The following is a 21,840-nucleotide window of genomic DNA, read 5'->3' as shown; positions in this document are numbered from 1 at the left end:
TTACCTCTTCTTCCGGGTGGCGTACACGGTGGCGATGGACCGTTTGTAGCCGTCAGGCATGGTCAGCTCGGGTACCTCGTGTTCGGCGAAGAGGCCGACGCGGGAGTGTTCGTGACTGACGACCGGGGTCATGTCCGGTGTGAGGACTGTGCAGTCGTAGGTGACGATCAGGACCCGGCGGCCGGGGAGCGGCTCGTAGATCCAGGTGTCGAGGAGGTCTCCGGCCTTGACTTCCCAGCCGGTTTCCTCTCTCAGCTCTCGTTCCACGGTTTCTTCGAGGCTGTGGTCGGCGGGGCCCGATCCGGCCGGCGGGCCGATCTCCAGGCGCCCGCCGGGCAGTTCCCACTCCTCGCGCTCGTTGCGCAGCAGGAGAACACGCAACCGGTGGTCCAGGGCAACGGCCTTGACCGAGACCGGCCAAAGCGACGGCTGATACGACATGCAGATTCCCAGGGTGCGATGGGTGGACCGGGTCCCCGGAACGTAGCAGGCGGCCACAGACCTCCGAAGCTCGTACCCGAATTGTCCGAGTCGACAATCTGTCGCTTTACCAGGCCCCGTGCTCTTCAGACCCTGGTCGAACCGTGTCCCATTCGCGAAGGAGCACATCAATGCTGACGTGTGCGCGCACTACCGGATTCGAAGCCCATTACGTCCAGCAGCAGGGAGAAAAGGCCAGCGGACTGATTGCCGGACAGCTGCGCGAGCGCGGACTGGTCACGGTGGACGGGCTGGAGTCCCGGGAATCGGTCCTCGCATTCGCCCAGCGCGTCATGACGCTGGTGCCGCACCGCGACAGCGACCCGGACAACCTCACGACGATCCACGACATCGGGCGGGGAGCACGGCGGCCGGGTCTGGCGGGGCTCGGTAACGGCGAGTTGCTTGCCCATACCGAGCGGTCCAGTGTCCCTGAGCCGCCGCGGCTCATGCTGCTGGTCTGCCTCCGGCCGCCGATGAGTGGAGGCGAGGTGCTCCTCACCGACGGGCAAGCCGTTCACGAACGCCTGAACGCCGAAGCCCCGGAAGCCGTGGAGCTCATGGGCCTGCCCGGGACTGCTTTCTACGGCGATGGCGGCGGACGCCCCGCTCAGATCTTCACGCGTCACCCGGGCGGCCGGGCTTCGATCCGGTACCGGCAGGACGAACTCGCACAGTTCAGTCCTGTGGTGGCACGCTTTCTGCCGGATCTGAGAGCGGCCATCGCAGCTCACCAGTGCGCCATCACCCTGTCGCCAGGACAGGGCTACCTCATCGACAACCACCGCTACCTCCACGCCCGTTCGGCATTCAGCGGCCCACGAATGTGCGTGCGCGCCCTGGGAACACCGCTCTTCCCTCTACCTTCGGGGTTCGCCGCAGGCTTTGCTGACAGCGTGTCCGCGACTCGGACCGTCACCCCGGGTTCGCCGGCGCAGCCCTCCCGCGCAACCGTGGATGTCACTGAATCGGGGGCGCCAGTGGTCCCGTCCGGGGGCGGCGCCGCCGACGGCGGGAGGACCTCATGAGGGCTCCGGCAGGCTGGCCGCCGAAGGCCCGGGACACCAGGGCCATTGTCGAGGCGTATCAGCGGGTCCTGGGATGGCCACTGATCGTCGGGACGACGTTCGTGTCGCCGGACCGCGCTGCCGCCGAACTGGCGGAGCGTCCCAACGTCCAGCTGAGCACGCCCTGCTCCGCATTCGACGCCGTGACGGTTTCGCATGCGGTCGGCATGGAGACCATGGTCCTGCTCGGACGACGCGATGTGGGACCTGTGCCGTGCCTGACCGTGCACCGGGACCAGGCCATTCTCCTGGTCCAGGCCGGGACCGGCGGAGTGTTTGCCGGGCTGGAGAACGTGTCGGTCGAAGCCGGGTCGGGGGGACGTCTGATTCTGCCGCCCTCGTCCAGCCGGCAGTGGGATACGCCTCCGTGGGACATCGAGGCTGAGGCCCCATGTCCACCGCTTGCTGGCCCTGTGCTCGCTCCGTGCATTCACGACGCTCTACGGCTGTTCGGTGTCTGCTCGACATAGCCCCTGAGACCGGCCACCGGGGCCGATGCGGGCTGGTCCGTACGCCGCCCCCGTAGGTTGCGGGCCAGTCTTTCGGCCCCGGTGGCCCCTTCACTCATCCCTGCTGCCTCTCCAACCGTTTCCACTCGTAACCCGGCCCGCACCTCCCGATGGTGAAGGCCTTGACCGGAGTCCTGATGACCCCCTTTCCGGGCACGAGCCTGCCCTGGCATTTCGCCGCTGCCGAGCACCCCCGTCCGGCACCGTTGCCGTACCGCCACGACATCGTTCGTACAAGTGCGGGAATCGGGCTGCGCGCCGTCGAGAGGCTTCGGAAGGAGGGAGAGAAGGTGGGCCCGATCCTCTACTGCCAGCCGCACAGCGTCTTGCTGATCGCCGTTGAGGAGGGCACTGCCGGTATCTGGGGCGCTGCGCACTCGGTGTGCCTCCCGGGGAGGCAATGGCGGTGCGTCGATCCACAGGAGTCCTCTTCACATGTCGAGTGTGCCACTCGCCTTTGGCTCTTCCCGTCTCGTGACTTTTCGTCAGTGACCGCACGCAAGGCGCTTCACGCCGGTCTGAGCGGATCGCGTTCTTTGAAGGCCGTGCTCGGGCCCGCTGTCGAGGGCCGCTTCTTTGAGGTGAGCTGTGGTTGAGCGTGCCCTCCGTCCTCGGCCGGCCTCAGGACGTCGCCGCCGGACTACAAGCGCAGCCGACAAGACGATGGAGTCCAGGGAGGGCTTGCGTCTTCCTCCCGCCGTCACATCCACTGCGCTGGCCGCGACTGCGGTGGGCTGCGGATGGATGGCCGACTGCCTCAACCTGATGCCGGCGCCGGCCGCTGTCGCGGCTGGAGCCTCGGCGGCCGGCGCCGCTACGTGGTGGACGTCCCGTCGTGCCCGAAGTGCACGAAGTGCCTTCGCACGTATCGACTTGCGGCGCGCCGAGGCCGAAACGCGCCTGGAAGAGGCCCTGGCCGCGTCCGCCCGAACCGGGCAGGCCCTCGACCGCGTTACTGGCTTGATCGATCGGGGAAGGCAGCAGATCGCGTGGGCGGTGGCAGAGGTAGAGCAAGGACGCGTCCGCGTCAGTTACACACCTCCCCCGCTGCCCCAGCGCACTGGCGACCTCTGCGCCGACGTCGTCGCAGCTCTGGAACACGGCCAGACGGAGGCCTGGCAGACAGTTATAGCCGCGGCCGCCCACCAGCACCGGCTGCTGAACGAGGAGGCGGAGCTGGCCGAGATTTTCCGGTCCATAGCCCCGCGCCTGCACTCGCTCATCAACCGGACTCTGGTCGTCATTACCGAGGCGGAACGTGAGGTTGAGGACCCCGATCGCCTGAGTGACCTGTACCGCATCGACCACTTGGTGACGCGGATGCGCCGAGGCGCGGAGAGTCTGGCGGTGCTCGGCGGGGACACTCCGACTCGTGCCGTCAAACCGGTCCTGGTCGTCACCGCGCTCCGCATGGCGGTTGCTGAGATCGAGGACTACCGCCGTGTGCGAGTAGTTCATTCGGAGCAGCCTGTCGCCCTGCCCGGCTATGTGAGCCCGAGCGTCGTGCACCTGCTGGCCGAACTGATGGAGAACGCCACGAAGTTCTCTTCGACCGATGTTGAGGTACGCACCAGCCACGTGCCTGACGGAATGGCCGTCGAGGTCGTGGACCGCGGCCCGGGCATGACAGACCTGAAGCGTGCCGCTTTGAACGAACTGCTGGCGCACCCGGAAGGGGCAGACCCGCGCGGTCGGCTCAGAGAAGGACAGATCGGTCTGCTCGTCGCCGCACTGCTGGCCAGGCGGTACGGCATCGTCATCGAGCTGCACCCCCATGTGATGGGTGGCATGCGCGCGGTTGTCGTCCTTCCCAGGAGCCTGCTCGTTGCGCCGCAGACAGAGCAGCCGGCTGCACGCCCCGCAGCTGCGCCTTCCCCGCCCCCGTCGGCCGCTCTGTCGCAGCCTGACGTTCCCACCGTGTCCGGAGATTCAGTGCGTCCGGTGTCCCGGCTTCCCAGGCGAGTCCCACAGACACAGGACGCATCCGGCGGGCCGGACGCCCAGCGTTCCGGTGGTCGCCCAGACGGAGGCCATGCCGGGGTCAGGCCCGCGCTTCCACGCCGCGGCGACGCTCCTGCTGGCAGCGCCCCGGCACCGGACCTGAACAGACCGCGGGAACCGGCTGGTTCCCCCACCCCCGACCTGCTGGCGCGATTCAGAACCCGCACACAGCCGGCCGACGACTGATGCCTGTCCCCCTTCGTCCCCCACTCACGAGAACCAGGAGGGCCCCCATGCCCGACACCGTTCCCACCAGCGGCACAACGCTCGACGGGTTGCTGGCCGGATTCCTGACTCGGACTCCCCTCACATTGCGCGTAGTGCTCGTCTCCCCTGACGGCCTGAAAATCGCCCACGCCGGCGAGACCGACAAATCTGAACAGCTGGCCGCCAGCATCAGCGGGATGTCCTCGCTCTCGCGCGGGAGCGTACGAGGCGGTGTGCGACAGCTCATCGTCGAGGGAGACACCGAGTCTCTGTTCGTGATGAGCGCCGGATCCGCTGCCGAGCCCGCAACTGTCGGGACGCTCCTGGGAGTCGTCGCCGATAGCGAGGCAGATCCGGGTGTGATCGGCTGGGAGATGCGGAGCCTGGCCAAGAGTCTCGCCGAGCATCTGAGCACCAAGGCCCGGACCGGCATGCACCCCGGGCAGGGGCGGTGACGTGGCTCCCCGCCATAGTGCCTGGCACGACAGCACTCTGGACGATGTGCGTCCGTACACGATCACCGGTGGCCGCACGCGCCCGAAGTACGAGCTGGAGCTGACCTCTCTGTTGAGTACGGGGGCCGCCTCCAGCCTTGCAGACATCGGTCCTGATGCCGAGGCGTTGCGGCTGTTGTGCGCCGGTGCGCCGCGGTCCGTTGCCGAGCTCGCGGGGATGCGCAGCCAGCTCGTCCAGGTCACCAAGGTCCTTATCTGCGACCTTCTCGATCTGGGGGTTCTGGTCATGGCCGTGCCCACCTCCATTGCCCCGTACGAAGACACTCACCTCCTGGAGGCAGTCGTTGCCGGCCTACGACGCTTGGCCTGACTCCGCGCGCAGTCATGCAACACCGAAGGTGTTGAAGATCGTGATCGCGGGCGGCTTCGGAGTCGGCAAGACCACGATGGTGGGCGCTGTGAGCGAGATCGACCCGCTGGTCACCGAGGAGTCGCTGACCATCGCGGGTGAGGGCACTGATGATCTGACCGGAATCGGGGACAAGACCACAACGACGGTCGCCATGGACTTCGGCAAGATCATCCTCGGTGACCTCGACCTGCAGGTGTTCTTGTTCGGCACCCCTGGTCAGGAGCGGTTCTGGTTCACCTGGGACGACCTCTGCCGCGGGGCTGTCGGGGCCGTGGTCCTTGCAGATACCCGGCGTCTCACGGACTCCTTCGCCGCCATTGACTACTTCGAGCGGCGTAACACTCCGTTTGTGGTGGCCGTCAACCAGTTCGACGGCGCCTTGCTCTACAGCCCGGACGAGGTTCGCGACGCTCTGCGGCTCCCGCTGTCCGTGCCGGTGCTGGCCTGTGACGCCCGTGACCGCGCATCCGCTCTGAACGTGCTGATCTGCCTGATCGAGCAGCGTCTCAACGCCCACCGGTCCCGCACCCATGCCCCCACTCCCAAACTCGGAGCGCACGCATGACCATGCCCGCCAACCAGCCGTACACCACATCACCGCTGGAGCTTGAGCAACGCGCTGAGCTGCTGTACGCCCTCGGTCTCACGGCCCCCGATCGAGAACTCGACGATTTCGCCATACGCCTCAGCCATGCCGCTGGTGTCCCCTACGCCATGGTCAACGTCTTCGGCACTGAGCAGCAGTTCGTCGGACTGGCCACCCCCATGGGTGGTGAGTTGCCGACTGTGGGCCGCAGCATGCCGCTCGACCACGGGTTCTGCCCCGCGGTTGTGGACAAGAAGCTCGCGCTGGTCCTGCCCTCCGTCTACGTCGCCCCGCGCTTCGGGGCCAACCCGGTGGTCGACCTGATCGGCATCCGCACATACGCCGGCGCACCGCTGATCCATGAGGGCATCGTGCTGGGCACGGTGTGCTTCGTCGGGCTCCAGGAGCAACCGGACAGCGAAGGTCACGCGATGCTCGCGCTCATCAAGGCACACCGGGACGCGGTCATGAACTTCCTCCACAGACGGGCCGGATACCTGCCGCAGTAGAGGCACACGGCGCTACCGAACACCGAACGTCACCGAACAGGAAGGGGAGCACACGATGTCCGGCTTGTATCTGACACCGCAGCACGAACAGCTTCGCCAGGCGGTGCGCGCCTTCGCCGAGTGCGAAGTCGCTCCGCGGGTGGCGGAGATGGAACGGACCTGCGCCGTCGAGCGGGATCTGGCGTCCGTGATGGCTCGGCAGGGGTGGATCGGCGCCACCATCGACCCCGAGTACGGAGGGATGGGCGCCGGCCATCTCGCCAAGACCGTGATCGTCGAAGAGCTCGCCCGGGTATCCCCCGCGATGGGCGCGGCGGTGCAGGCATCCCAGCTCGGCGTGGCGAAGATCAACCACTTCGGAAGCGATCAGCAGAAGAAGACGTGGCTCCCGCAGATCGCCGCAGGGGCTGTCCTTCCGACCATCGCGGTGACCGAGCCGGAATCCGGCAGCCATGTCCTGGGCATGCAGGCCACGGCACGGCGCCGGGGCGACGAGTACATACTCAACGGCCGCAAGTGCTACATCGGCAACTCCCACATCGGAGACCTGCACGGCGTTGTCGTCCGCACCTCCAGGAAGCCCGGGCGAAGGAGCCTGTCTGCGTTCCTGGTGGAGTCCGACCGCCCCGGCCTGTCCCTCGGCGAGCACAGACCCTCCATGGGACTGCGCGGGTTCTCCTTCGGCGAGCTCATCCTGGAGAACTGCCGGGTACCGGCGGCGAACCTCCTCGGTACTCAAGGAGACGGTCTCGATGTCGCCTACTCCTCCAGTGTGCTCTACGGCCGGCCCAACCTGACCGCTGTGGCACTCGGTATCCACCAGGCCCTCGTGGAGGAAACGGTTGCCTACGCACAAAAGCGCGTTCTCTACGGACGCCCTCTGTCGGAACTGCCGACGATCAGAGAGAAGCTGGGACTGATGAGGTCACGCCTCACCACCGCCCGGAGCCTCGCGTACGAGGCCGTGGCCCTCCTGGATCAGGGACGGCCGTGCGACGAGCACCTCATCAACGCCAAACTCGTCAACGTCGAGTTGGTGCGTGACTCGGCCCGCGCTGCCATGGACGTACACGGAGCGGCCGGTCTCATGACCAGCCATCCGGTCGAGCGGCTTTTCCGCGACGCAGAACACACGTGCGCGCCCGCTGGCACGGGTGACATCCAGATCCTGCGACTGGGACAAGAGGCGCTGGGCAACGAGCACGGCCAATGGTCGCTGCGATTCCCGACACCGCTGTCCGTGGCTCCGACCGGGGCGGCCGCATGACCGCCACCGAGCATGCACGTGCGTCCCAGGTACCGGGCCCGTTCCAACTCGTCCGTACAGCTGAGCATGTCACCAGCGCGAGGTCCTCAGACCTTCACCGTGGCCCGGAGGATGCTCGCAGCTGGGTCAGTACTCCGTCCTCGGCCCGTATCACCCACTACTTTCTGGGCGGGCGCCACAACTACCCTGCAGACAGGCAGGTCGCCAAACGCGTGGCTGCAGCAGCGCCGTGGTTTGAAGCGGCCGTGTTGATCAACCGTATCCATGGGCACCTGACGGTCGCGGCGCTTGCGAAGGAATACGGAATCACGCAGTTCCTGGACCTGGGCTCCGGACTGCTGCCCACCGGCACATGCGACGAACTGCACGAACCAGTCTGCGCTTCCGTGCCAGGAGCCACATTCGTCCACGTCGACGCCGACACCATGATGGCCCGTCACACCCGAACGTGCTTGGCAGCGGGTTCTCGCAGCCACCCCTTCGTTCACGCGGACTTCCGCAACATCTTCAGCGTGCTCAGAGCTCCGGCTGTGCAGAGCCTGGACCCCGGGAGACCGGTAGGCGTGCTGGCGCACGGCGACCTGGCCTGGAGGAGCCTGGCGGAAGCCCGGTTCATACTCAATCAGGTGAGGGCCTGGGCCCCTCCAGGCAGCGCAATCTCCATGACCCACGTCACGGCCGACTTCCGGACGCACGAAGCCGCAGCCGCAGCCCGGCACCTGTCGGATGCAGGGCTCCCCTTCCATCCACGCACCCGGACCGAGATAGCGGAGCTGCTCGCTCCATGGTCTCTGCGAGAGCCGGGCGTCGTGCCGATATCCCGCTACCACCAGGGCAATCCGCATGCTCACCTCCCCGACCATGCCTCGGGCGCGTACGCGGCCATCGCGCTCCATCCCGACCCCGGACGTCGCTGACCGCCCCGAGCCAGCCGGGTCCGCAAAGGAGAGAGTCCTTGCGGACGCGGCCTCCACGGGGCCTTTCCGACCGGCGCGGCCACCGCAAGGGCCGTACGCGAAACCGGCACCGGAGAAGGTGGCGCAGCATCTGTCGGCGACCGTCCCTCGCGGTACTGCCCGCAGCCCTGCGCCCCGACTGTCTCCCGCCCCTCCCTTCTGGGAGACAGCCGGCCCAACCACTGCACAGAAGGAAGCACCATGCCCGCTAATCAGGCTGTTGTCCAGAAATGGATCAAAGTGCCTTTAATTCCCGAGGAAGTGGCCAGGTTCCATGCACTGTCTGCGGGAACTGCTGGCACCGGCCAGCGGTCTGTCGATCATTCATGCCGCCGATGGCCGCGGCCAGGTGATGCCCAAGCTCACGCCACCGTGCGAAGAAGCAGGCATCACCTACCAGCCACGGCCCCACCAGGCCATCGGTGGCTGGCCGCAGCACGCCCCGGACAGGTCCGGCGCCTACGCCGCCATTGCCATCATGCCCTCGGCGACCTGACAACGACGACAGGAACGTCTCCCGTGACAACTGCAACCCCGAACACAACTCCGTCCGGCTGCTCCCACATTCCTCCCTGCCCCGAAGCGCCGGCTCCCGACTGCGACGCCGCACGGCTGAAGCGCTACGTTCCGGAACAGGGCTGCCTGCTGTGCAACGGCGTTCTCCTTCTCGACACTGGTGAACTGCTCCCGGATGGAAAAGCGGTGGGACCGCGCCGGCCTCTTCCTAGTAGTCAGGCCGTCAGTTCGGAGGCTGCGGCATGAGCACCCGTCGCAGTCTGGGCATTGCCGATCCTCCGACCGGACGCGTCGTCACAGGTAACTATCTGCGCTACCTCCGTGAGGACAACAAGCTGACCGCCGCCGAGGTCCGCGGTCGGGTCCGCTTGTCGAACTCGGTGATGAGCCGCATCGAGTCGGCAGGCCGGGCAGTGTCCGCCTCCGAGGCCACGGCACTCCTGTCCGCGTACGGGGTCACTGAGCATGAGGTATTCATCCGGCTCGTCTCGCAGACCGGAAGGCAGGCGGCGGCGGACGTGTACCAGGCAGTCGACGACCACGAGGGATGGTCCGACCGTCTCGCGGCCCTTGAGTACCGCGCTGTCGCGGCCTCCTTCTTCAACATGGTGCTCATCCCACGGTGCTTGCAGGTGCCTGAGTACACGGCGGCCTGCTATGTCCTGCCCAACGCCGGGAATCTCGTGCCCCGCCCCGCGAGTGTCGGTGCTCCCGGGGCCACGATGGTGCTGGAGGCGTCCGTCCTTGCCCGCCCGGTCGGCGGCACGGCTGCCTTCGCCGACCAGATCCAGCACCTCATCGACGCTGTGGACCAGGGCCTGATCCGGCTACGGGTCATGCCGATGGTCGCCCAGGTCTACGCGCCGGACGTCAATGTCACTGAACTCGTCCTGCCGGACGGCGTGCGTCTCTACGCCACCGAGGGCTGGGGTGCCAGGTACCGGGGCGGAGCGGACGAGGAGGTTCGCACGGGCGAGTTCCTTCAGCGGGCCGCCGCCGCGTCACTGCCGGAGGCCGAGTCACGCGCTCTGCTGGAGCACAACCGTGATGCGGCGGTCAAGGGGAAGCCGCTCTTGCATCTCTGACGCATGAAACCCCGAACCCGGATAGGGGTACAGCACCGCTTCCGTCAAAAACCCGCACTCCATCCCTGAACCCTGTCTCACGTTTCACCCGAAATGGAAAGAAATGCACAGAGGTCCCGAACCTGCCGGACGTGACGTCCTGGCCGGCCCGGCCGTGCCGCCGAGCCCCCTCAAGGCCCAGCATGTGCCCTACATCGCCATGACCGCGGACGAGGAGTCGCCGGCGCCGGATCTGGTGAAAGGCACGAACGGGTGGATCGCCTACCGCACACCGGGCCCCTACGACCGCTACCCCGGCATCGATGTCCTGCTCGCCCGTACGGTGGGCACCCCCGGCGGCAGGGTGGACGGGAGTCGACTCTCGGCCGTGCGCCAATTTCATTGCATGGACCGCCGGTGGTGCCAGGGCTGTGGCAAACCGGCCACCCACGTACCCAAGAAGGGGACACTGTGGGTGCTGACCGAGTTCCTGGAGACCGGAGAACCCAGCGCCATCAAAGGCCCGACGGACATGCCTCCCTCCTGTGCCAGGTGCGCTCTGCGCAGATGCCCTGTCCTGGCTGAGCGCGGCCGGCAGCTGCTGTGGGTGCGCCGGGCCGAGGTCTTCGGGGTGTTCGCCGACCTCTACCCGCCGCCCGGCGTCATCGTGCCGGAGCAGCTGGTGCCGTTGCGGAACAAGCGGGTCATGTCGGCCGCGGTAGCGACCCGCCTCGTCCGGGACCTTCGCGAGGTGACCTTCGCCGACCCTGAGTTCGTCGCCGATCTCGCTGTACAACTGGGGAGGCCGTAATGCCTGCACAGAGCCGGCTTCTGAGGCCCCGTGCCCAGGAAGCGTCGATGAGCCGCCATATCGATGGCGCGCGCCAGTCGGCCAGCCGCCCGGGACCGGCCGGGAAGCTCGACCTGAGCCGGTTGACAGAGCTCGTGCGGGCTGGACCACCCGGCCTGGACACCACGACACCCCCAGCCGCTTACCGGCCGCTGCCGCAACTTCATGAGGACCGATGAACGCACCATTTGACCTTTCACCTCGTCGCAGGGAGGTCGCGGCGCTGAACGCCGTTGGTCTCACCCCATATGAGATCGCTGACGAGCTCTGCCTAACCGCCGGTGGGGTGCGGTCCCATCTGCGGGATGCGCGAATTCGGGTGGGAGTGACAGCCGAGCGTCCGCTCGCGTACCTTCTGCTGGCCGGTGGAGGCGTCGATCTGTCCAGGCTTCGTACGCCGCTGTGCGATCCGGTAGATGAACTCACCCGGCTCGTGTGGTGCGGTCTGCGCTACGACGTCCCCGACAAAAGGCTGATTGCGACCATTGCTCGGGCCGATGGCACGCCCCCAGACGACGTCGAAAGGGCCCTGACCGATCTCCGCGGCATCACGAAGCTGACCGACTGCGGGCTTCTCGGTCTCGCGTTCAGGACGGGCATCCTGTCCGGCCACGAGGGGGTCACGCCACCGTGGTCTGCCTCCGCACCGATGCATATCGGGACTGAACCGGCACAAATCTTGGAGACTCCCGCATCTGGCAGCAGGTCCTGCAAGGAGCAGCCGTTTCCGTTCGGCCGGGTCTATCGGCAGACGCTGCAGCCGCGGCCGGAGGACCCGAAACCTCGGCCCTCGATCGCTGACCCTCTGAAGCTGCTGCCCAGGAACCTGCCCATCCGGGAGGACAGTTCCCGACACTCCCCCCTGAGCGATCTCCAGGACATGACTGCGGTGGTTGGAACCCACGTACAGGCAATACGTGTGAGCCCTGACGTCTGCCGCGACGTACTGCAACGCATGCATGACAGCGGGATTCCGCCCGAGCGGTGGGGGCCCGTGCTGGGTAACAGTGAGGGCCGCTACGCGGTCTTTCTGATGCGACCCAACTCGATGGCCGAGCGGTGGCGCTATGCGGGCAGCCGTGCACTGAGGAGCGGAACCGTCCTGCACCTGCCCCCATACGCGGCATCCAGCGGACCCGTGTACTGGGCGCTGCCACCCGACATCTGGTGGGACGCGCGCGAGGTCATACAGCTGATCGGCGGGGACAGCGCTGAGGCACTGGCCCTCCCTCCCAGCCTGTCCGGCCCCGTGGAAGCTCGCGGAGGCGCACAGTGAACAGGGGACGCGGGCGCGTGAGCACTTGCCTGCTCGACGAAGCAGCCGAGGTACCGCGCGTTGATATAGGAGCACTTCTGGGGACGAAGACGAGTGAGGAGCCGACCCACCCCGCTGTCCCCGGCTGCCACCCGGCGGCATCCGCAGGCAGCGGCCGTCGCACCCAGGTGTCCGGCACTGCGACGCCACCGGCTGCCCCACCGTGCCCGGCGTGGGGCGGCGGATCGACCGCCTGGCCCGCCCGCGCCGCCTTCGCCGGCCGCGCTGAGACGGGGGGTATGTGATGCCCGTCGCTACACACCCCGCCATACGGGCCGTGGGCGGATATCTGAGGGACGCGCGCGAGCGTCGCCTCATCTGGCCCGCGCAGCCTGCCGATCTGATCCGCGTAAGCGAGGAGACTGTCCTCTCGATGGAGGCCGGACATACCCCGATCGCGCTCTGGCACATCGAACTGCTGTGCCAGCTCTACCACTGCTCCGACGACATCCCCGTGCTGAAGAACCTGGCCAGCGCTGCCATGCACCGGTCGGAAAACATCGCGGACGAGGCCCCCGGACATCACCGGCGCCTGGCAGGATGCGCCCGGCAGGCGCGAGAGGTGCGGTGGCTCTCGACCGCGCTGATTCCGCCGCCGCTGCAGACCGCTGCGTATGCTCGCGCGGTCGGATGCCCCTCGCCCGCGCTTCCCGACGCCCCGCTGCCTTCCCCGCATACGGCCTACGTCCTGGACGAGCGCATCCTCCTCACTGACCGCGTCGCCCCCGAGGTGATGGCACCGCAGCTGCAGTACCTCCTCGGCCTGGACGTTGATGAGTTGAGTGTGGTGCCCGGTCGGATCGCCGCGCCGCAAGGCCATCTGGTCGAGCTCAGGATGCCGGCCGGGCCGGTCTTCGCCCGGCCGGAGCACGACGGCGTCCTCTACCTGCTGGCGGACATGCGCCTGTCCGCCCTTATGTCCGATACGTGGGAACTCATCACACCTGCGGCCTCACGCGAGCTGCTCGTGTATGCCGCGCAGGAGCAACTCAGTCGCGCCTACGTACACACCGGAGCCGCCCGATGCCCCGAACCGCTCTGATCGCATTGCGGCTCACCGTCCTGATCGCAGCGCCGCTGTCCGTAATTGTCGCCGCGTCACTGCCCCGCTGAACCGCTGACCCCCGGATCTGTCCGTGCCCAGGCTTCCCTGCCCATAACCGCCCCGCACAGGAGCACCATGCCCCACCCGCCACTCGACGCCGCTTACACGTCCCTCCCGTCCCAGGCCGCAACCGCCTGCCAGCGCCTCGCGCTCCTACCCGTGAAGGACGTGGATGTCGCGCTCGCCGCTGCTGTATGCGGCGGCACCCATGCCGACGTCATGGACCTGTTGACCGCACTGGCCGACGCCCAGCTCCTGACACGCGCGGACGAGCAGCCCGGACGTGGACGGGTGTTCGTGTACCACGATGAGGTCCTTGCCCATGCCCGGGCCACCGCGCACCCGGAGAGCAAGCGGGAAGTCGTGCACCTGGCCCTGGAATGGCTGATCGCCACTACCTCCGCAGCCGAGCAGCTCATCACGCCCAGCCACGCCGGGTTCCGCCGGACCTACACGGCCGCCTCGCAGCCTGTACCGCTCTCCTTCGCGTCGGAACCCGAGGCACTGGCCTGGCTGGAGAGCCAGCTCCCCAATCTGATGACCGCGGTCCGGGCCGCGACCCGGGCAGACCTGCACGCTTGTGTCTGGCAGCTGGTTCACGCGATGTGGCCAGCCTGGCGACACTTCCACCGCTCTCAGTGGTGGATCGAGGCCCACGAGGCCGCGGTGAGATCGGCACAGCGATGCGGAGAGCACGCGGCGGGGCGGGTGCTGCTGAACACTCTCGGCCTCGGATACGGCCACACCGGCGAGCACCAACGGGCGCTGCAGGCGTTCCGGGACGTGGAATCGATGGCCGAGAAGGCCGGCGACACCCAGATGACGGCCCGGTCACGACATGAGCAAGGTGTGCAGTACCGAGAGCTCGGACGGTATACCCAATCTCGCCGGCGTCTGATCTCCGCGCGCCAAATGCGCGTCACGGCCAAGGACTTGGGTGGGGTGGGGCTGGCGGATACCGAACTCGGCCGGCTCGATCTGGCATGCGACGACCCTGCCTCCGCAGCCTCCCGGCTCGCGAAGGCGCACCAGGCACTCACTGAGGCCGGCGACCCGTGCGACGCCGCCCGTGCGAAAGCGTGGTGGTCGCGAGCGGTGGCCCAGTGCGGGGACCACAGCGAATCTCTGCGCCTTGGCAAGGGCGCCCACGAGGAGTTCGTGGCCTGCCGTGCCTACATGTGGGCGGCCCGGACCGTTGAGTTTCTCGGCCTCAACGCCAAGGAGGCCGGGCTGCCGCAGGAAGCGGCCGACTGGTTCGGCCAGGCTCTGGCCGCGTATGAGTCGCTGTGCAGCAACTCCGACGTACTGCGGCTCCGAAGCCGACTCACAGGCCTCAGCAGCTGAGCGTCACGCACTACCTGGAAGGGCCCCGGGGCGCATCTGGTCCGCCTCGGCCACGCCTTCCGCGTGGCCACTACCGGTGCGGCGGGCCGCCCGCGTGCGCGATGCCCTCATTCGTACATCACCCCCATTCGGTCCTGGCCCTTCACGGCCTGGACCCACGATTCGGAGACGGACTATCAATGGCCGGCCTTATAGAGGATTACGCACTCATCGGAGACATGCAGACCGCCGCCCTGGTCTGCCGGGACGGCACAGTGGACTGGCTGTGCCTTCCCCGCTTCGATTCGCACGCTATTTTCGCGGGACTGCTGGGTACCGAGGAGCACGGCTTCTGGCGCCTGGGACCGGCGCGGGAGGACGGGGCAAAGCCGCCGTCCGCGGACCGCCGCCGTTACCGCGGGGACTCCCTCATCCTGGAATCGGAATGGGACACACCGCGCGGAACGGTCAGAGTGACCGATTTCATGCCGCCTCGTGACGGTGCACCGCAGGTGATCCGGATCGTGGAGGGGATCAGCGGCCGGGTGCCGATGCGCTCCGAGCTGCGGATGCGGTTCAGCTACGGGCGGGTCACACCGTGGGTGCACAAGGTCGACGGCCGTACGGTCGCCGTCGCCGGCCCGGACTCCGTCTGGCTGGACACCCCCGCCGACACCTTCGGCGAGAACCTGACGACGTACTCCGATTTCACGGTCGCGCCCGGGGACCGGATCGCGTTCACGATCAGCTGGCAGCCTTCGCACCACGAGCCGCCCGGTCTTCCGGACCCGGAGAGCTCGCTGGACGCGACCGCGGACTTCTGGCGTGAATGGATCGAGCAGTGCACGTACCACGGGCCCTACCGCGAGGCCGTGGTCCGCTCCCTGATCACCCTCAAGGCCCTGACGTACGCGCCGACCGGCGGCATCGTCGCCGCGCCGACCACGTCGCTGCCCGAGGACATCGGCGGCTCCCGGAACTGGGACTATCGCTACACCTGGCTGCGTGACGCCGCGATCACCCTCTCGTCCCTGCTGCGCACCGGCTACCGCGAGGAGGCCCGCGCCTGGCGCGAGTGGCTGCTGAGGGCGGTCGCCGGTGACCCGGAGAACCTGCAGATCATGTACGGCATCGCGGGCGAGCGCGAGCTGGGCGAGGCCAAGCTGGACTGGCTGCCCGGTTACGAGAACTCCGGCCCGGTCCGGGTCGGCAACGGCGCGGCGGGCCAGCTCCAGCTGGACGTGTACGGCGAGGTCATCGAGGCGCTGCACCTCGCCCATATGACGGGCCTGACCCGCAACGACTACGCGATGGGCCTCCAGCTCAAGCTGATCGAGTACCTGGAGAAGCACTGGGGCGAGCCGGACGAGGGCATCTGGGAGGTGCGCGGCCCGCGCCGCCACTTCGTCCACTCGAAGGTGATGGCCTGGGTCGCCGTCGACCGCACCATCAAGCTGATCGAGTCCGGGGACGCGGAAGGGCCGCTGGAACGGCTGCGGGAACTGCGCGACGAAATCCACCGCGATGTCTGCGACCGGGGCTACGACAAGGAGCGCAATACCTTCACCCAGTCCTACGGGTCGAAGGAGCTGGACGCCTCCCTCCTCCTGATCCCCCAGATGGGCTTCCTGCCGCCGGACGACAAGCGCGTGATCGGCACGATCGAGGCGATCCAGCGCGAGCTGTCCACGGAGGACGGCTTCGTGCTGCGCTACCCCACCAAGGGCGAGGACGCGGGCGTCGACGGCCTGGAGGGCGACGAGGGCGCGTTCCTGGCCTGCTCGTTCTGGCTGGCGGACGACCTGGCGATGATCGGCCGGGTCGACGAGGCACGCCAGCTCTTCGAGCGGCTGCTGTCCCTGCGCAACGATCTCGGCCTGCTCGCGGAGGAGTGGGACCCCCGGCTGCAGCGCCAGGTGGGGAACTTCCCCCAAGCCTTTTCCATGCTCACGCTGATCGACAGCGCCCTCGCATTCGAGAAGGCCCAAGCCGAACACGACAGCGGTCACCACTTGAAGGTGACTCTCCCGAAACAGCTCCGACCCGCCGGGGCGATGAGCGTGCCGTCTGCGCCACAGGGCCCGTCGGCGGCCAGCAGTCCCGCAGAGGCGTCACGCTGAAGGACCGGCTCAGGGCATACAGCGGCGCGCGGCTCATTGCCCGGCCAGGTACCCACTGGCTGAGTACCGCCTGGCGCCGGTGATCCCGATGCGGGCGTGACGTCGTCCGCACGGTCTGTCAGCCTCCCCCCTTGTTTCATCACCACCCAATTGATTCAGCACCAGGAGCACGGCGTCGTGATTTCTCCGGCCATCCGGCCAGTACCCAGTTCTGTGTCGTCCCAGGACAAGCACCTGTTCGTTCTGCGTCAAGGAGCACCCAGCCTTCCCGGGGTTCGCAGGGATGCCCGATGGAGACTTCCCGTGTTCCGGGGAAGGCGTCTTCCTCGTGCTCTGGTCGGCTATGCGGCGCCGGTGTTCTCGTTGGAGTGGATGGTCCAGGACATTCTGAACGGGCGTCTGCCGCCTCCCTCTGCACCTCGGGAGCGCCCCGCCCTGCGGACGCATCAGGTCGAGCCGGTGAGAATGATGAAGACGGCATACGCATCCGGGGCTCCTGGATTCCTGTTGGCGTATCCGACGGGCTCGGGCAAGACGGCGATGGTCATCTGCGGGACGCTCGACCTGCCGGATGTCCGTACGGTGCTCGTGGTGACCAGGTTGGATGTGGTTCCGGCATGGCGCAGCGCGATCGGGTATTTCGGCAGTGGCGGCAAGCGCTGGGTGGTGATCAACCCCGAGCAGTTGTGGCGGTTGTTCGATCACCCTGTGTGGCAGCTCAACTCTCTCCCGGTTGACAGGGCCGCCGAGTTCGCGGCCGAGGGCGGCGTTCCTCGTGTCGCGTTCGACGCGGTGATCGTGGACGAGTCGCACATGCTGGCGTCGCCCTCCTCTCTGCGTTCTCGGATGATCAACCGGCTGATCCTCCCCGCTCCCGGGACCAGGCGGCGGCCTTGGTTTCTGCGTGCCTCGGCTTCGCCCTTCTCCAGTCCGGAGGAGACGGCGTATGTGAGTGATCTTCTGGCGCATGCCGCCGGCGTCGACGCACCGGGCAAGCTGAGCAAGGCCGACTACGCGGCATGGCTGAGCAAACTCGGGTTCGAGCTGAACGCAGATCAGGGCGGGCGGTGGGCTCATGACCTGAGCGGAGGCGACGTGAAAATGGTCGAGTCCCTTTTGTTCTCCCAGGGTGTCGGAGCGACCGCAACTGCCGAGGAACTCGGCCTGCCGCCCATGACGCGGGAACTGCGCCCGGTAGAGCTCTCCCCCAGCGACCGGGAGCGCTACGAATCTGCCTGGACGGAGTTCCGGGCCCTGCACGGGCTCGAAATCACGGACAGCACGGTCGACGGTACGTCGCAGGCGTTGCGCCGCGTGCAGAAGGCGTCGCTTCTCAAGGCGCCGAAGGTGGCGGAGATCGTGGCGGGGCTGGTGGAGGACGGCTATCAGGTGGTGGTTCCTGCCTGGTACCTCGACAACGTCTCCGCTATCGCGCGTCTCACCGCGGTGGAGCTGAAGGCGCGTGGTCTGCCGGACCGGGTGGTGGAGATCACCGGCGCCTCGCGTGGCATCCGGGAGCTGAAGCGGCAGGCGTTCCAAGGGGGCCGGGCCCTGGTCGCGGTCGTCAACTCGCTGGAGGGCATCAATCTTCATGCGGGTGAACGCGGTGGTGCGGGCAAGGGGAAGGACGCGACGCGGGCCCCGCGGGCCTGTGTGATTGCTGATGTTCTGACCGGTGGGAAGCGCGGTCTGCAGGCGGAGGGCCGGACTCAGCGCGATGGTGAGCGCTCGCTGACTCTGTACGTGTATGCGGCGCACACCACGGAGGAGGAGTGGCTGGCGCGGATGCTGCGAGCGACGGCCGGAACGCAAGCGCTGGCGCAGTCCCCAGAGGATGCCCGCGCGTTGACGGATCTGGCGGAACAGCTGGCTGTCCCCGACGAAGGGGAGCCGGACCAGTGACGGGCGCGGCATCGCCCCGGCCAGCCGGCCCGCCGTCGGCCAGTCTGGCTGTTCTGCCGTTCATCGAGGCGATGTACCCGTCCGGGCGGCGTGCCCTGCTGTCGCTCACACAGGTACTGGAGCAGGCGGGCCGGGTTCGTCTGGCTGCCACTGATCCTCTGCTGTGGGCGGCGACAGCACGACTGCTCGCCGCAGTCGCGTATGCAGCAGGATGCGGCCCGTCGGGGCAGCGGGAGTACCGGCACCAGGTCCGCTGCGGCATCGACCTGGAGCCGGCGGTGTGCTGGGTAGGTGACCATGCGGCAGACCTGGACCTGTTCCATCCGAACAGGCCGCTGTTCCAGGACGGCTCGCTGCACGCGGCAGCCGACGACCGGCCCGACGCCGGAATTGAGGTGCTGTACCTCGACCTGACCGCGGCCATCCGGCGGCCGCTGCTGTCCGACCACCGCCATCTGTACGCCTCCACACCGGTGTCTGCCGCCCGTGCGGCCGGACTGCTTCTGGTCCAGCAGATGTGGTGTCTGGGCGGACGGATATCCGCGAGTGACGCTGTCTACGGGAAGGGGTCCAACTTCGGCCGCCGGTCGGACGCGTGCGGTGGACTGGTCATCCAGCCGGACGGCACCGTGGCACAAATGCTCGCCTGGCGGCTGACGCCTCTGCCCGACCCAGGGCTCGGTACAGCCCACTGGACCTACACCCCACGCCAGGCCTCCGCCGCCCAGGGGACGGCCGGCGAGGGCGGCCTGGTTCCCGATGGGGAGGCGGACGCGTTGACCTGGCATCCCCGCCGGATTCTGCTGTTGCCACGTGCCGACGGCACTGTGGCCCGCACCATGTTCGCCCAAGGGTGGGCAGCCAGCACACAGACGGACCCGCTCACCGCGCGCCCCGGTTGTCGTGACCTCCTGACGACCGCGGCCGGAGCCCGATTGTCCGCAGAAGCGGTGACCAGCGAAGAAGACGCGGCGCCCCTGCTGCACAGCTGGTGGACAGCGCCCGAAGACAGCTGGGCCCAGACTGCACGCCGGGCCGCCGAAGCCGCCAGCTGTCAGCCTCCGGACGTCCGCGTCACCGGCCTGACCGTGATCCGCAACAAGAAGATCGTCAACACGCGCCACGTCTTTCTGCCCGGCTCGTTGCTCGGCGATGCCAGAGGGAAGAAAGCCGCCGCCTGCGTCATGAGAGCCCGCCACCAGGCCACAGACACCACTCCCGGCTTCGGCTCCGCACACCTGTTCAAGGAGACCTTCATGCTCGCGTCCGACGAGGAACGGGCGCGTGCACTGCACGGCGACCTCGACCTCGACCTCGACCTCGACCTCGACCTCGACCTCGACCTCGACCTCGACGACAGTCTCTTCACCACCGCCGACACGCCGTACCGCCCTGAGGAATCCGAGTCCTGCGACCCTGTCGACGTACTGACCCGGAAACTGGGCAGCTGGGCCCGCAGCCGCCATACCCGTGGTCTCATCGCGCACCTCGCCGCCTGGGCCGTTCAGCCGTCGGTGACCAACCCGGCCTACTCATCCGTGACCCGGATCGTTCCCGACGACATGCACCAGGCGGGCATGCTGACCGCGGCTCTGTTCGCTGTCCACCGGCGGGCGTCCCGTGCCGAGAACCCGTACGGGAACGCGCCACTGGCCCGGCTGATGCGCGCCTTCGGTACCGGGCACCGCCGCGGGCCACGGCACCAGCCCACACGCGCCGCCATGACGCTGATACTCGACGCCCCGTGCCTCGAGGACCTGAGACCCCTGCTCCTGCACCAGATCCAGTTCGCTGCGGCCCGGCGGATGACCCCGGACTGGACCAGCCTCATGCACGACCTCGCGAACTGGGGCCCGGACATCCAGGAACGCTGGCAGACGCAGTTCTACACCAGCCAGCCGCTGCCACCCCGCCATCAGCCCGCCCCCTCCGGAGAAGGACACCTCGCCGCATGACCACTCACGCCACCGACCTCACCGCCCGGCCGGTACCGGCCGAAGGGCAGGTCACCGACATCACCAGCAGCCCCGGTCCCTTCGTGGTAGTTCATTCGCTCACCACGTTGGTCGGTGTGAGCCTCAACCGGGACATGAACGACCTGCCCAAAACCCTCCGCTACGGCGGAATCGAACGAATGCGGGTCTCCTCCCAATCCCTGGTCCGGGCCGCCCGCGAGTACCTGCGCACGGACGGCAGCCACGACCGCAGCGACGCCGTCTCCACCAGGTCGCTCCCCCACGCCGTAGCCCGGCATCTCGAAACGGAATATGACGTCGACCTCGCCGACGCGATGCCCGCCGCGGCCCTCATCGTCGCCGCGACCGGCTTGACCATCAGCCCGGCCGACCCCGGCCGGACCAAAGTCATGACCTACGTGCCCGCCGACAGCGCGCAGCAGCTCAGCCGGCTCGTGATGTCGCACTGGAACGAGCTCGCCGACCCGCGGGAACGAATGGACGAGATCATCGCCGACGCTCTGACCACAGAAACCGCTGGCCGAGGCGCACCATCTGGCAGGAAAACACAAGCTGTGAGCCCGGCTATGGACCTGTCCGAGCCCCTGGTCACCGCCGCTCAGGCAGCCCTGGAACCCGGCACCGTGGAAGAAATAGCACTCTTCGGCCGGATGCTCGCCGGGCTCCCCCGCAGCAGGGTCTTCTCCGCCGCCCACGTCGCCCACGGCTTCAGCGTCGACCCGCTCCACCGGATCACTGACGAATTCACGGCGGGAGACGACTACCAGGACGGCGGCGTCTTCGCCGACACCGGCATGCTGGGCCGCCAATACCTGGTCTCGGGCACGCTCTACCGGCAAGCCTCGCTGGACCGGCGCCAGCTGCGCCTGAACCTGGCCTTCTCCGGCAAGACGGATGACGAAGTCGAAGCCCTGGCTCAGAGCGCCGAGCGCCGCTGGACACGGGCCATCGTCCGCAGCCTGCCCTCAGCCAAGCGCTCCCGCACCGGATCCCCGCCCCGCCCCACCCTTGCCGTGATCGCAGCCAGCGACGAAGCCCTGACCGCAGGCCCCGCGTTCGAAGACGCGATCACATCACAACCCGCAGGCACCCACGCCGCCGCCCGACTGGCCGCCTACCTCCACCACCTCGACCTGCGCGGTGGAACCGCTCTGTGGCAGTCGCCAACCGGCGACACCCCACCCGGCCTCCCCGGCGTACTGACCGTGAAGGGGTACTGA

At 67.9% G+C, this 21,840-nt stretch carries 21 protein-coding genes; 20 read left to right on the top strand and 1 reads right to left on the bottom strand.

Annotation, left to right across the window (positions count from 1 at the left end):
• On the bottom strand, nucleotides 1-441 hold the full coding sequence (locus tag ACIOMQ_RS35090) for an NUDIX hydrolase (protein WP_351072889.1): 441 nt from the start codon (nucleotides 439-441) through the stop codon (nucleotides 1-3).
• 170 nt (nucleotides 442-611) lie between these two features.
• Between ACIOMQ_RS35090 and ACIOMQ_RS35085 the strand changes: the two genes are divergently transcribed.
• The 20 genes from ACIOMQ_RS35085 to ACIOMQ_RS34990 all read left to right on the top strand — a co-directional run bounded on the left by ACIOMQ_RS35085 (nucleotide 612) and on the right by ACIOMQ_RS34990 (nucleotide 21,840).
• Nucleotides 612-1,508, top strand: a complete 897-nt coding sequence (locus tag ACIOMQ_RS35085; RefSeq protein ID WP_362207681.1) for a TauD/TfdA family dioxygenase — start codon at nucleotides 612-614, stop codon at nucleotides 1,506-1,508.
• Nucleotides 1,505-2,017, top strand: coding sequence for a hypothetical protein (locus ACIOMQ_RS35080; RefSeq protein WP_402191843.1), 513 nt, complete (start codon nucleotides 1,505-1,507; stop codon nucleotides 2,015-2,017). Before ACIOMQ_RS35085 ends, ACIOMQ_RS35080 begins: the two co-directional genes overlap by 4 nt.
• 783 nt (nucleotides 2,018-2,800) lie before the next feature.
• Nucleotides 2,801-4,243, top strand: a complete 1,443-nt coding sequence (locus tag ACIOMQ_RS35075) for an ATP-binding protein (RefSeq protein ID WP_362207685.1) — start codon at nucleotides 2,801-2,803, stop codon at nucleotides 4,241-4,243.
• Between the two features lie 47 nt (nucleotides 4,244-4,290).
• Complete coding sequence (locus tag ACIOMQ_RS35070; RefSeq protein WP_362207688.1) at nucleotides 4,291-4,719, top strand: roadblock/LC7 domain-containing protein; 429 nt, start codon at nucleotides 4,291-4,293, stop codon at nucleotides 4,717-4,719.
• A gap of 1 nt (nucleotide 4,720) precedes the next feature.
• A complete protein-coding gene (locus ACIOMQ_RS35065) occupies nucleotides 4,721-5,089 on the top strand; it encodes a DUF742 domain-containing protein (RefSeq protein ID WP_362207692.1) in 369 nt (122 codons plus the stop codon).
• A gap of 28 nt (nucleotides 5,090-5,117) precedes the next feature.
• On the top strand, nucleotides 5,118-5,696 hold the full coding sequence (locus tag ACIOMQ_RS35060; RefSeq protein WP_362207695.1) for an ATP/GTP-binding protein: 579 nt from the start codon (nucleotides 5,118-5,120) through the stop codon (nucleotides 5,694-5,696).
• Nucleotides 5,693-6,226 carry a GAF domain-containing protein gene (locus ACIOMQ_RS35055; RefSeq protein WP_362207697.1) on the top strand — a complete coding sequence of 178 codons (534 nt, stop codon included), beginning with the start codon at nucleotides 5,693-5,695 and terminating at the stop codon, nucleotides 6,224-6,226. The genes ACIOMQ_RS35060 and ACIOMQ_RS35055 overlap by 4 nt, the downstream gene beginning before the upstream one ends.
• 55 nt (nucleotides 6,227-6,281) lie before the next feature.
• Nucleotides 6,282-7,493 carry an acyl-CoA dehydrogenase family protein gene (locus ACIOMQ_RS35050; RefSeq protein WP_402191839.1) on the top strand — a complete coding sequence of 404 codons (1,212 nt, stop codon included), beginning with the start codon at nucleotides 6,282-6,284 and terminating at the stop codon, nucleotides 7,491-7,493.
• Complete coding sequence (locus tag ACIOMQ_RS35045; RefSeq protein WP_402191837.1) at nucleotides 7,436-8,410, top strand: SAM-dependent methyltransferase; 975 nt, start codon at nucleotides 7,436-7,438, stop codon at nucleotides 8,408-8,410. The genes ACIOMQ_RS35050 and ACIOMQ_RS35045 overlap by 58 nt, the downstream gene beginning before the upstream one ends.
• Nucleotides 8,411-8,723: 313 nt before the next feature.
• Complete coding sequence (locus tag ACIOMQ_RS35040) at nucleotides 8,724-8,945, top strand: hypothetical protein (protein WP_362207705.1); 222 nt, start codon at nucleotides 8,724-8,726, stop codon at nucleotides 8,943-8,945.
• Between the two features lie 23 nt (nucleotides 8,946-8,968).
• On the top strand, nucleotides 8,969-9,211 hold the full coding sequence (locus ACIOMQ_RS35035) for a DUF5999 family protein (protein WP_362207708.1): 243 nt from the start codon (nucleotides 8,969-8,971) through the stop codon (nucleotides 9,209-9,211).
• Nucleotides 9,208-10,050: a Scr1 family TA system antitoxin-like transcriptional regulator gene (locus ACIOMQ_RS35030; protein WP_362207711.1), complete on the top strand. Its 843-nt coding sequence runs from the start codon at nucleotides 9,208-9,210 to the stop codon at nucleotides 10,048-10,050. The genes ACIOMQ_RS35035 and ACIOMQ_RS35030 overlap by 4 nt, the downstream gene beginning before the upstream one ends.
• Before the next feature lie 103 nt (nucleotides 10,051-10,153).
• The gene (locus ACIOMQ_RS35025; RefSeq protein ID WP_351072909.1) at nucleotides 10,154-10,840 is read left to right on the top strand and encodes a hypothetical protein; all 687 of its coding nucleotides are present in this window, start codon (nucleotides 10,154-10,156) and stop codon (nucleotides 10,838-10,840) included.
• Nucleotides 10,841-11,054: 214 nt separating this feature from the next.
• Nucleotides 11,055-12,155 carry a hypothetical protein gene (locus ACIOMQ_RS35020; protein WP_362207715.1) on the top strand — a complete coding sequence of 367 codons (1,101 nt, stop codon included), beginning with the start codon at nucleotides 11,055-11,057 and terminating at the stop codon, nucleotides 12,153-12,155.
• 283 nt (nucleotides 12,156-12,438) lie between these two features.
• Entirely contained in the window at nucleotides 12,439-13,236 is a 798-nt protein-coding gene (locus ACIOMQ_RS35015) for a hypothetical protein (protein ID WP_402191833.1), read from the top strand.
• Between the two features lie 138 nt (nucleotides 13,237-13,374).
• A complete protein-coding gene (locus ACIOMQ_RS35010) occupies nucleotides 13,375-14,643 on the top strand; it encodes a hypothetical protein (protein ID WP_402191831.1) in 1,269 nt (422 codons plus the stop codon).
• A 179-nt stretch (nucleotides 14,644-14,822) separates the two neighbouring features.
• Nucleotides 14,823-16,742, top strand: a complete 1,920-nt coding sequence (locus tag ACIOMQ_RS35005) for a glycoside hydrolase family 15 protein (RefSeq protein WP_362207723.1) — start codon at nucleotides 14,823-14,825, stop codon at nucleotides 16,740-16,742.
• 303 nt (nucleotides 16,743-17,045) lie between these two features.
• A complete protein-coding gene (locus ACIOMQ_RS35000; protein WP_402191829.1) occupies nucleotides 17,046-18,644 on the top strand; it encodes a DEAD/DEAH box helicase family protein in 1,599 nt (532 codons plus the stop codon).
• On the top strand, nucleotides 18,641-20,599 hold the full coding sequence (locus ACIOMQ_RS34995; RefSeq protein ID WP_402191827.1) for a type I-E CRISPR-associated protein Cse1/CasA: 1,959 nt from the start codon (nucleotides 18,641-18,643) through the stop codon (nucleotides 20,597-20,599). The genes ACIOMQ_RS35000 and ACIOMQ_RS34995 overlap by 4 nt, the downstream gene beginning before the upstream one ends.
• The gene (locus ACIOMQ_RS34990; protein ID WP_402191825.1) at nucleotides 20,596-21,840 is read left to right on the top strand and encodes a type I-E CRISPR-associated protein Cas7/Cse4/CasC; all 1,245 of its coding nucleotides are present in this window, start codon (nucleotides 20,596-20,598) and stop codon (nucleotides 21,838-21,840) included. The genes ACIOMQ_RS34995 and ACIOMQ_RS34990 overlap by 4 nt, the downstream gene beginning before the upstream one ends.

The organism is Streptomyces sp. NPDC087845, from assembly GCF_044742755.1.
GTDB lineage: Bacteria > Actinomycetota > Actinomycetes > Streptomycetales > Streptomycetaceae > Streptomyces.
The sequence above is the reverse complement of the archived record's forward strand: the minus strand, read 5'-3'. Positions and strand labels throughout refer to the sequence as shown.

What these genes read in the sequence shown, in the direction of transcription:
- ACIOMQ_RS35090 (WP_351072889.1), bottom strand. Translation starts at nt 441, where the DNA reads ATGTCGTATCAGCCGTCGCTTTGGCCGGTCTCGGTCAAGGCCGTTGCC.
- ACIOMQ_RS35085 (WP_362207681.1), top strand. Translation starts at nt 612, where the DNA reads ATGCTGACGTGTGCGCGCACTACCGGATTCGAAGCCCATTACGTCCAG.
- ACIOMQ_RS35080 (WP_402191843.1), top strand. Translation starts at nt 1,505, where the DNA reads ATGAGGGCTCCGGCAGGCTGGCCGCCGAAGGCCCGGGACACCAGGGCC.
- ACIOMQ_RS35075 (WP_362207685.1), top strand. Translation starts at nt 2,801, where the DNA reads ATGGCCGACTGCCTCAACCTGATGCCGGCGCCGGCCGCTGTCGCGGCT.
- ACIOMQ_RS35070 (WP_362207688.1), top strand. Translation starts at nt 4,291, where the DNA reads ATGCCCGACACCGTTCCCACCAGCGGCACAACGCTCGACGGGTTGCTG.
- ACIOMQ_RS35055 (WP_362207697.1), top strand. Translation starts at nt 5,693, where the DNA reads ATGACCATGCCCGCCAACCAGCCGTACACCACATCACCGCTGGAGCTT.
- ACIOMQ_RS35050 (WP_402191839.1), top strand. Translation starts at nt 6,282, where the DNA reads ATGTCCGGCTTGTATCTGACACCGCAGCACGAACAGCTTCGCCAGGCG.
- ACIOMQ_RS35045 (WP_402191837.1), top strand. Translation starts at nt 7,436, where the DNA reads ATGGTCGCTGCGATTCCCGACACCGCTGTCCGTGGCTCCGACCGGGGC.
- ACIOMQ_RS35040 (WP_362207705.1), top strand. Translation starts at nt 8,724, where the DNA reads ATGCACTGTCTGCGGGAACTGCTGGCACCGGCCAGCGGTCTGTCGATC.
- ACIOMQ_RS35030 (WP_362207711.1), top strand. Translation starts at nt 9,208, where the DNA reads ATGAGCACCCGTCGCAGTCTGGGCATTGCCGATCCTCCGACCGGACGC.
- ACIOMQ_RS35025 (WP_351072909.1), top strand. Translation starts at nt 10,154, where the DNA reads ATGCACAGAGGTCCCGAACCTGCCGGACGTGACGTCCTGGCCGGCCCG.
- ACIOMQ_RS35020 (WP_362207715.1), top strand. Translation starts at nt 11,055, where the DNA reads ATGAACGCACCATTTGACCTTTCACCTCGTCGCAGGGAGGTCGCGGCG.
- ACIOMQ_RS35015 (WP_402191833.1), top strand. Translation starts at nt 12,439, where the DNA reads ATGCCCGTCGCTACACACCCCGCCATACGGGCCGTGGGCGGATATCTG.
- ACIOMQ_RS35010 (WP_402191831.1), top strand. Translation starts at nt 13,375, where the DNA reads ATGCCCCACCCGCCACTCGACGCCGCTTACACGTCCCTCCCGTCCCAG.
- ACIOMQ_RS35005 (WP_362207723.1), top strand. Translation starts at nt 14,823, where the DNA reads ATGGCCGGCCTTATAGAGGATTACGCACTCATCGGAGACATGCAGACC.
- ACIOMQ_RS34990 (WP_402191825.1), top strand. Translation starts at nt 20,596, where the DNA reads ATGACCACTCACGCCACCGACCTCACCGCCCGGCCGGTACCGGCCGAA.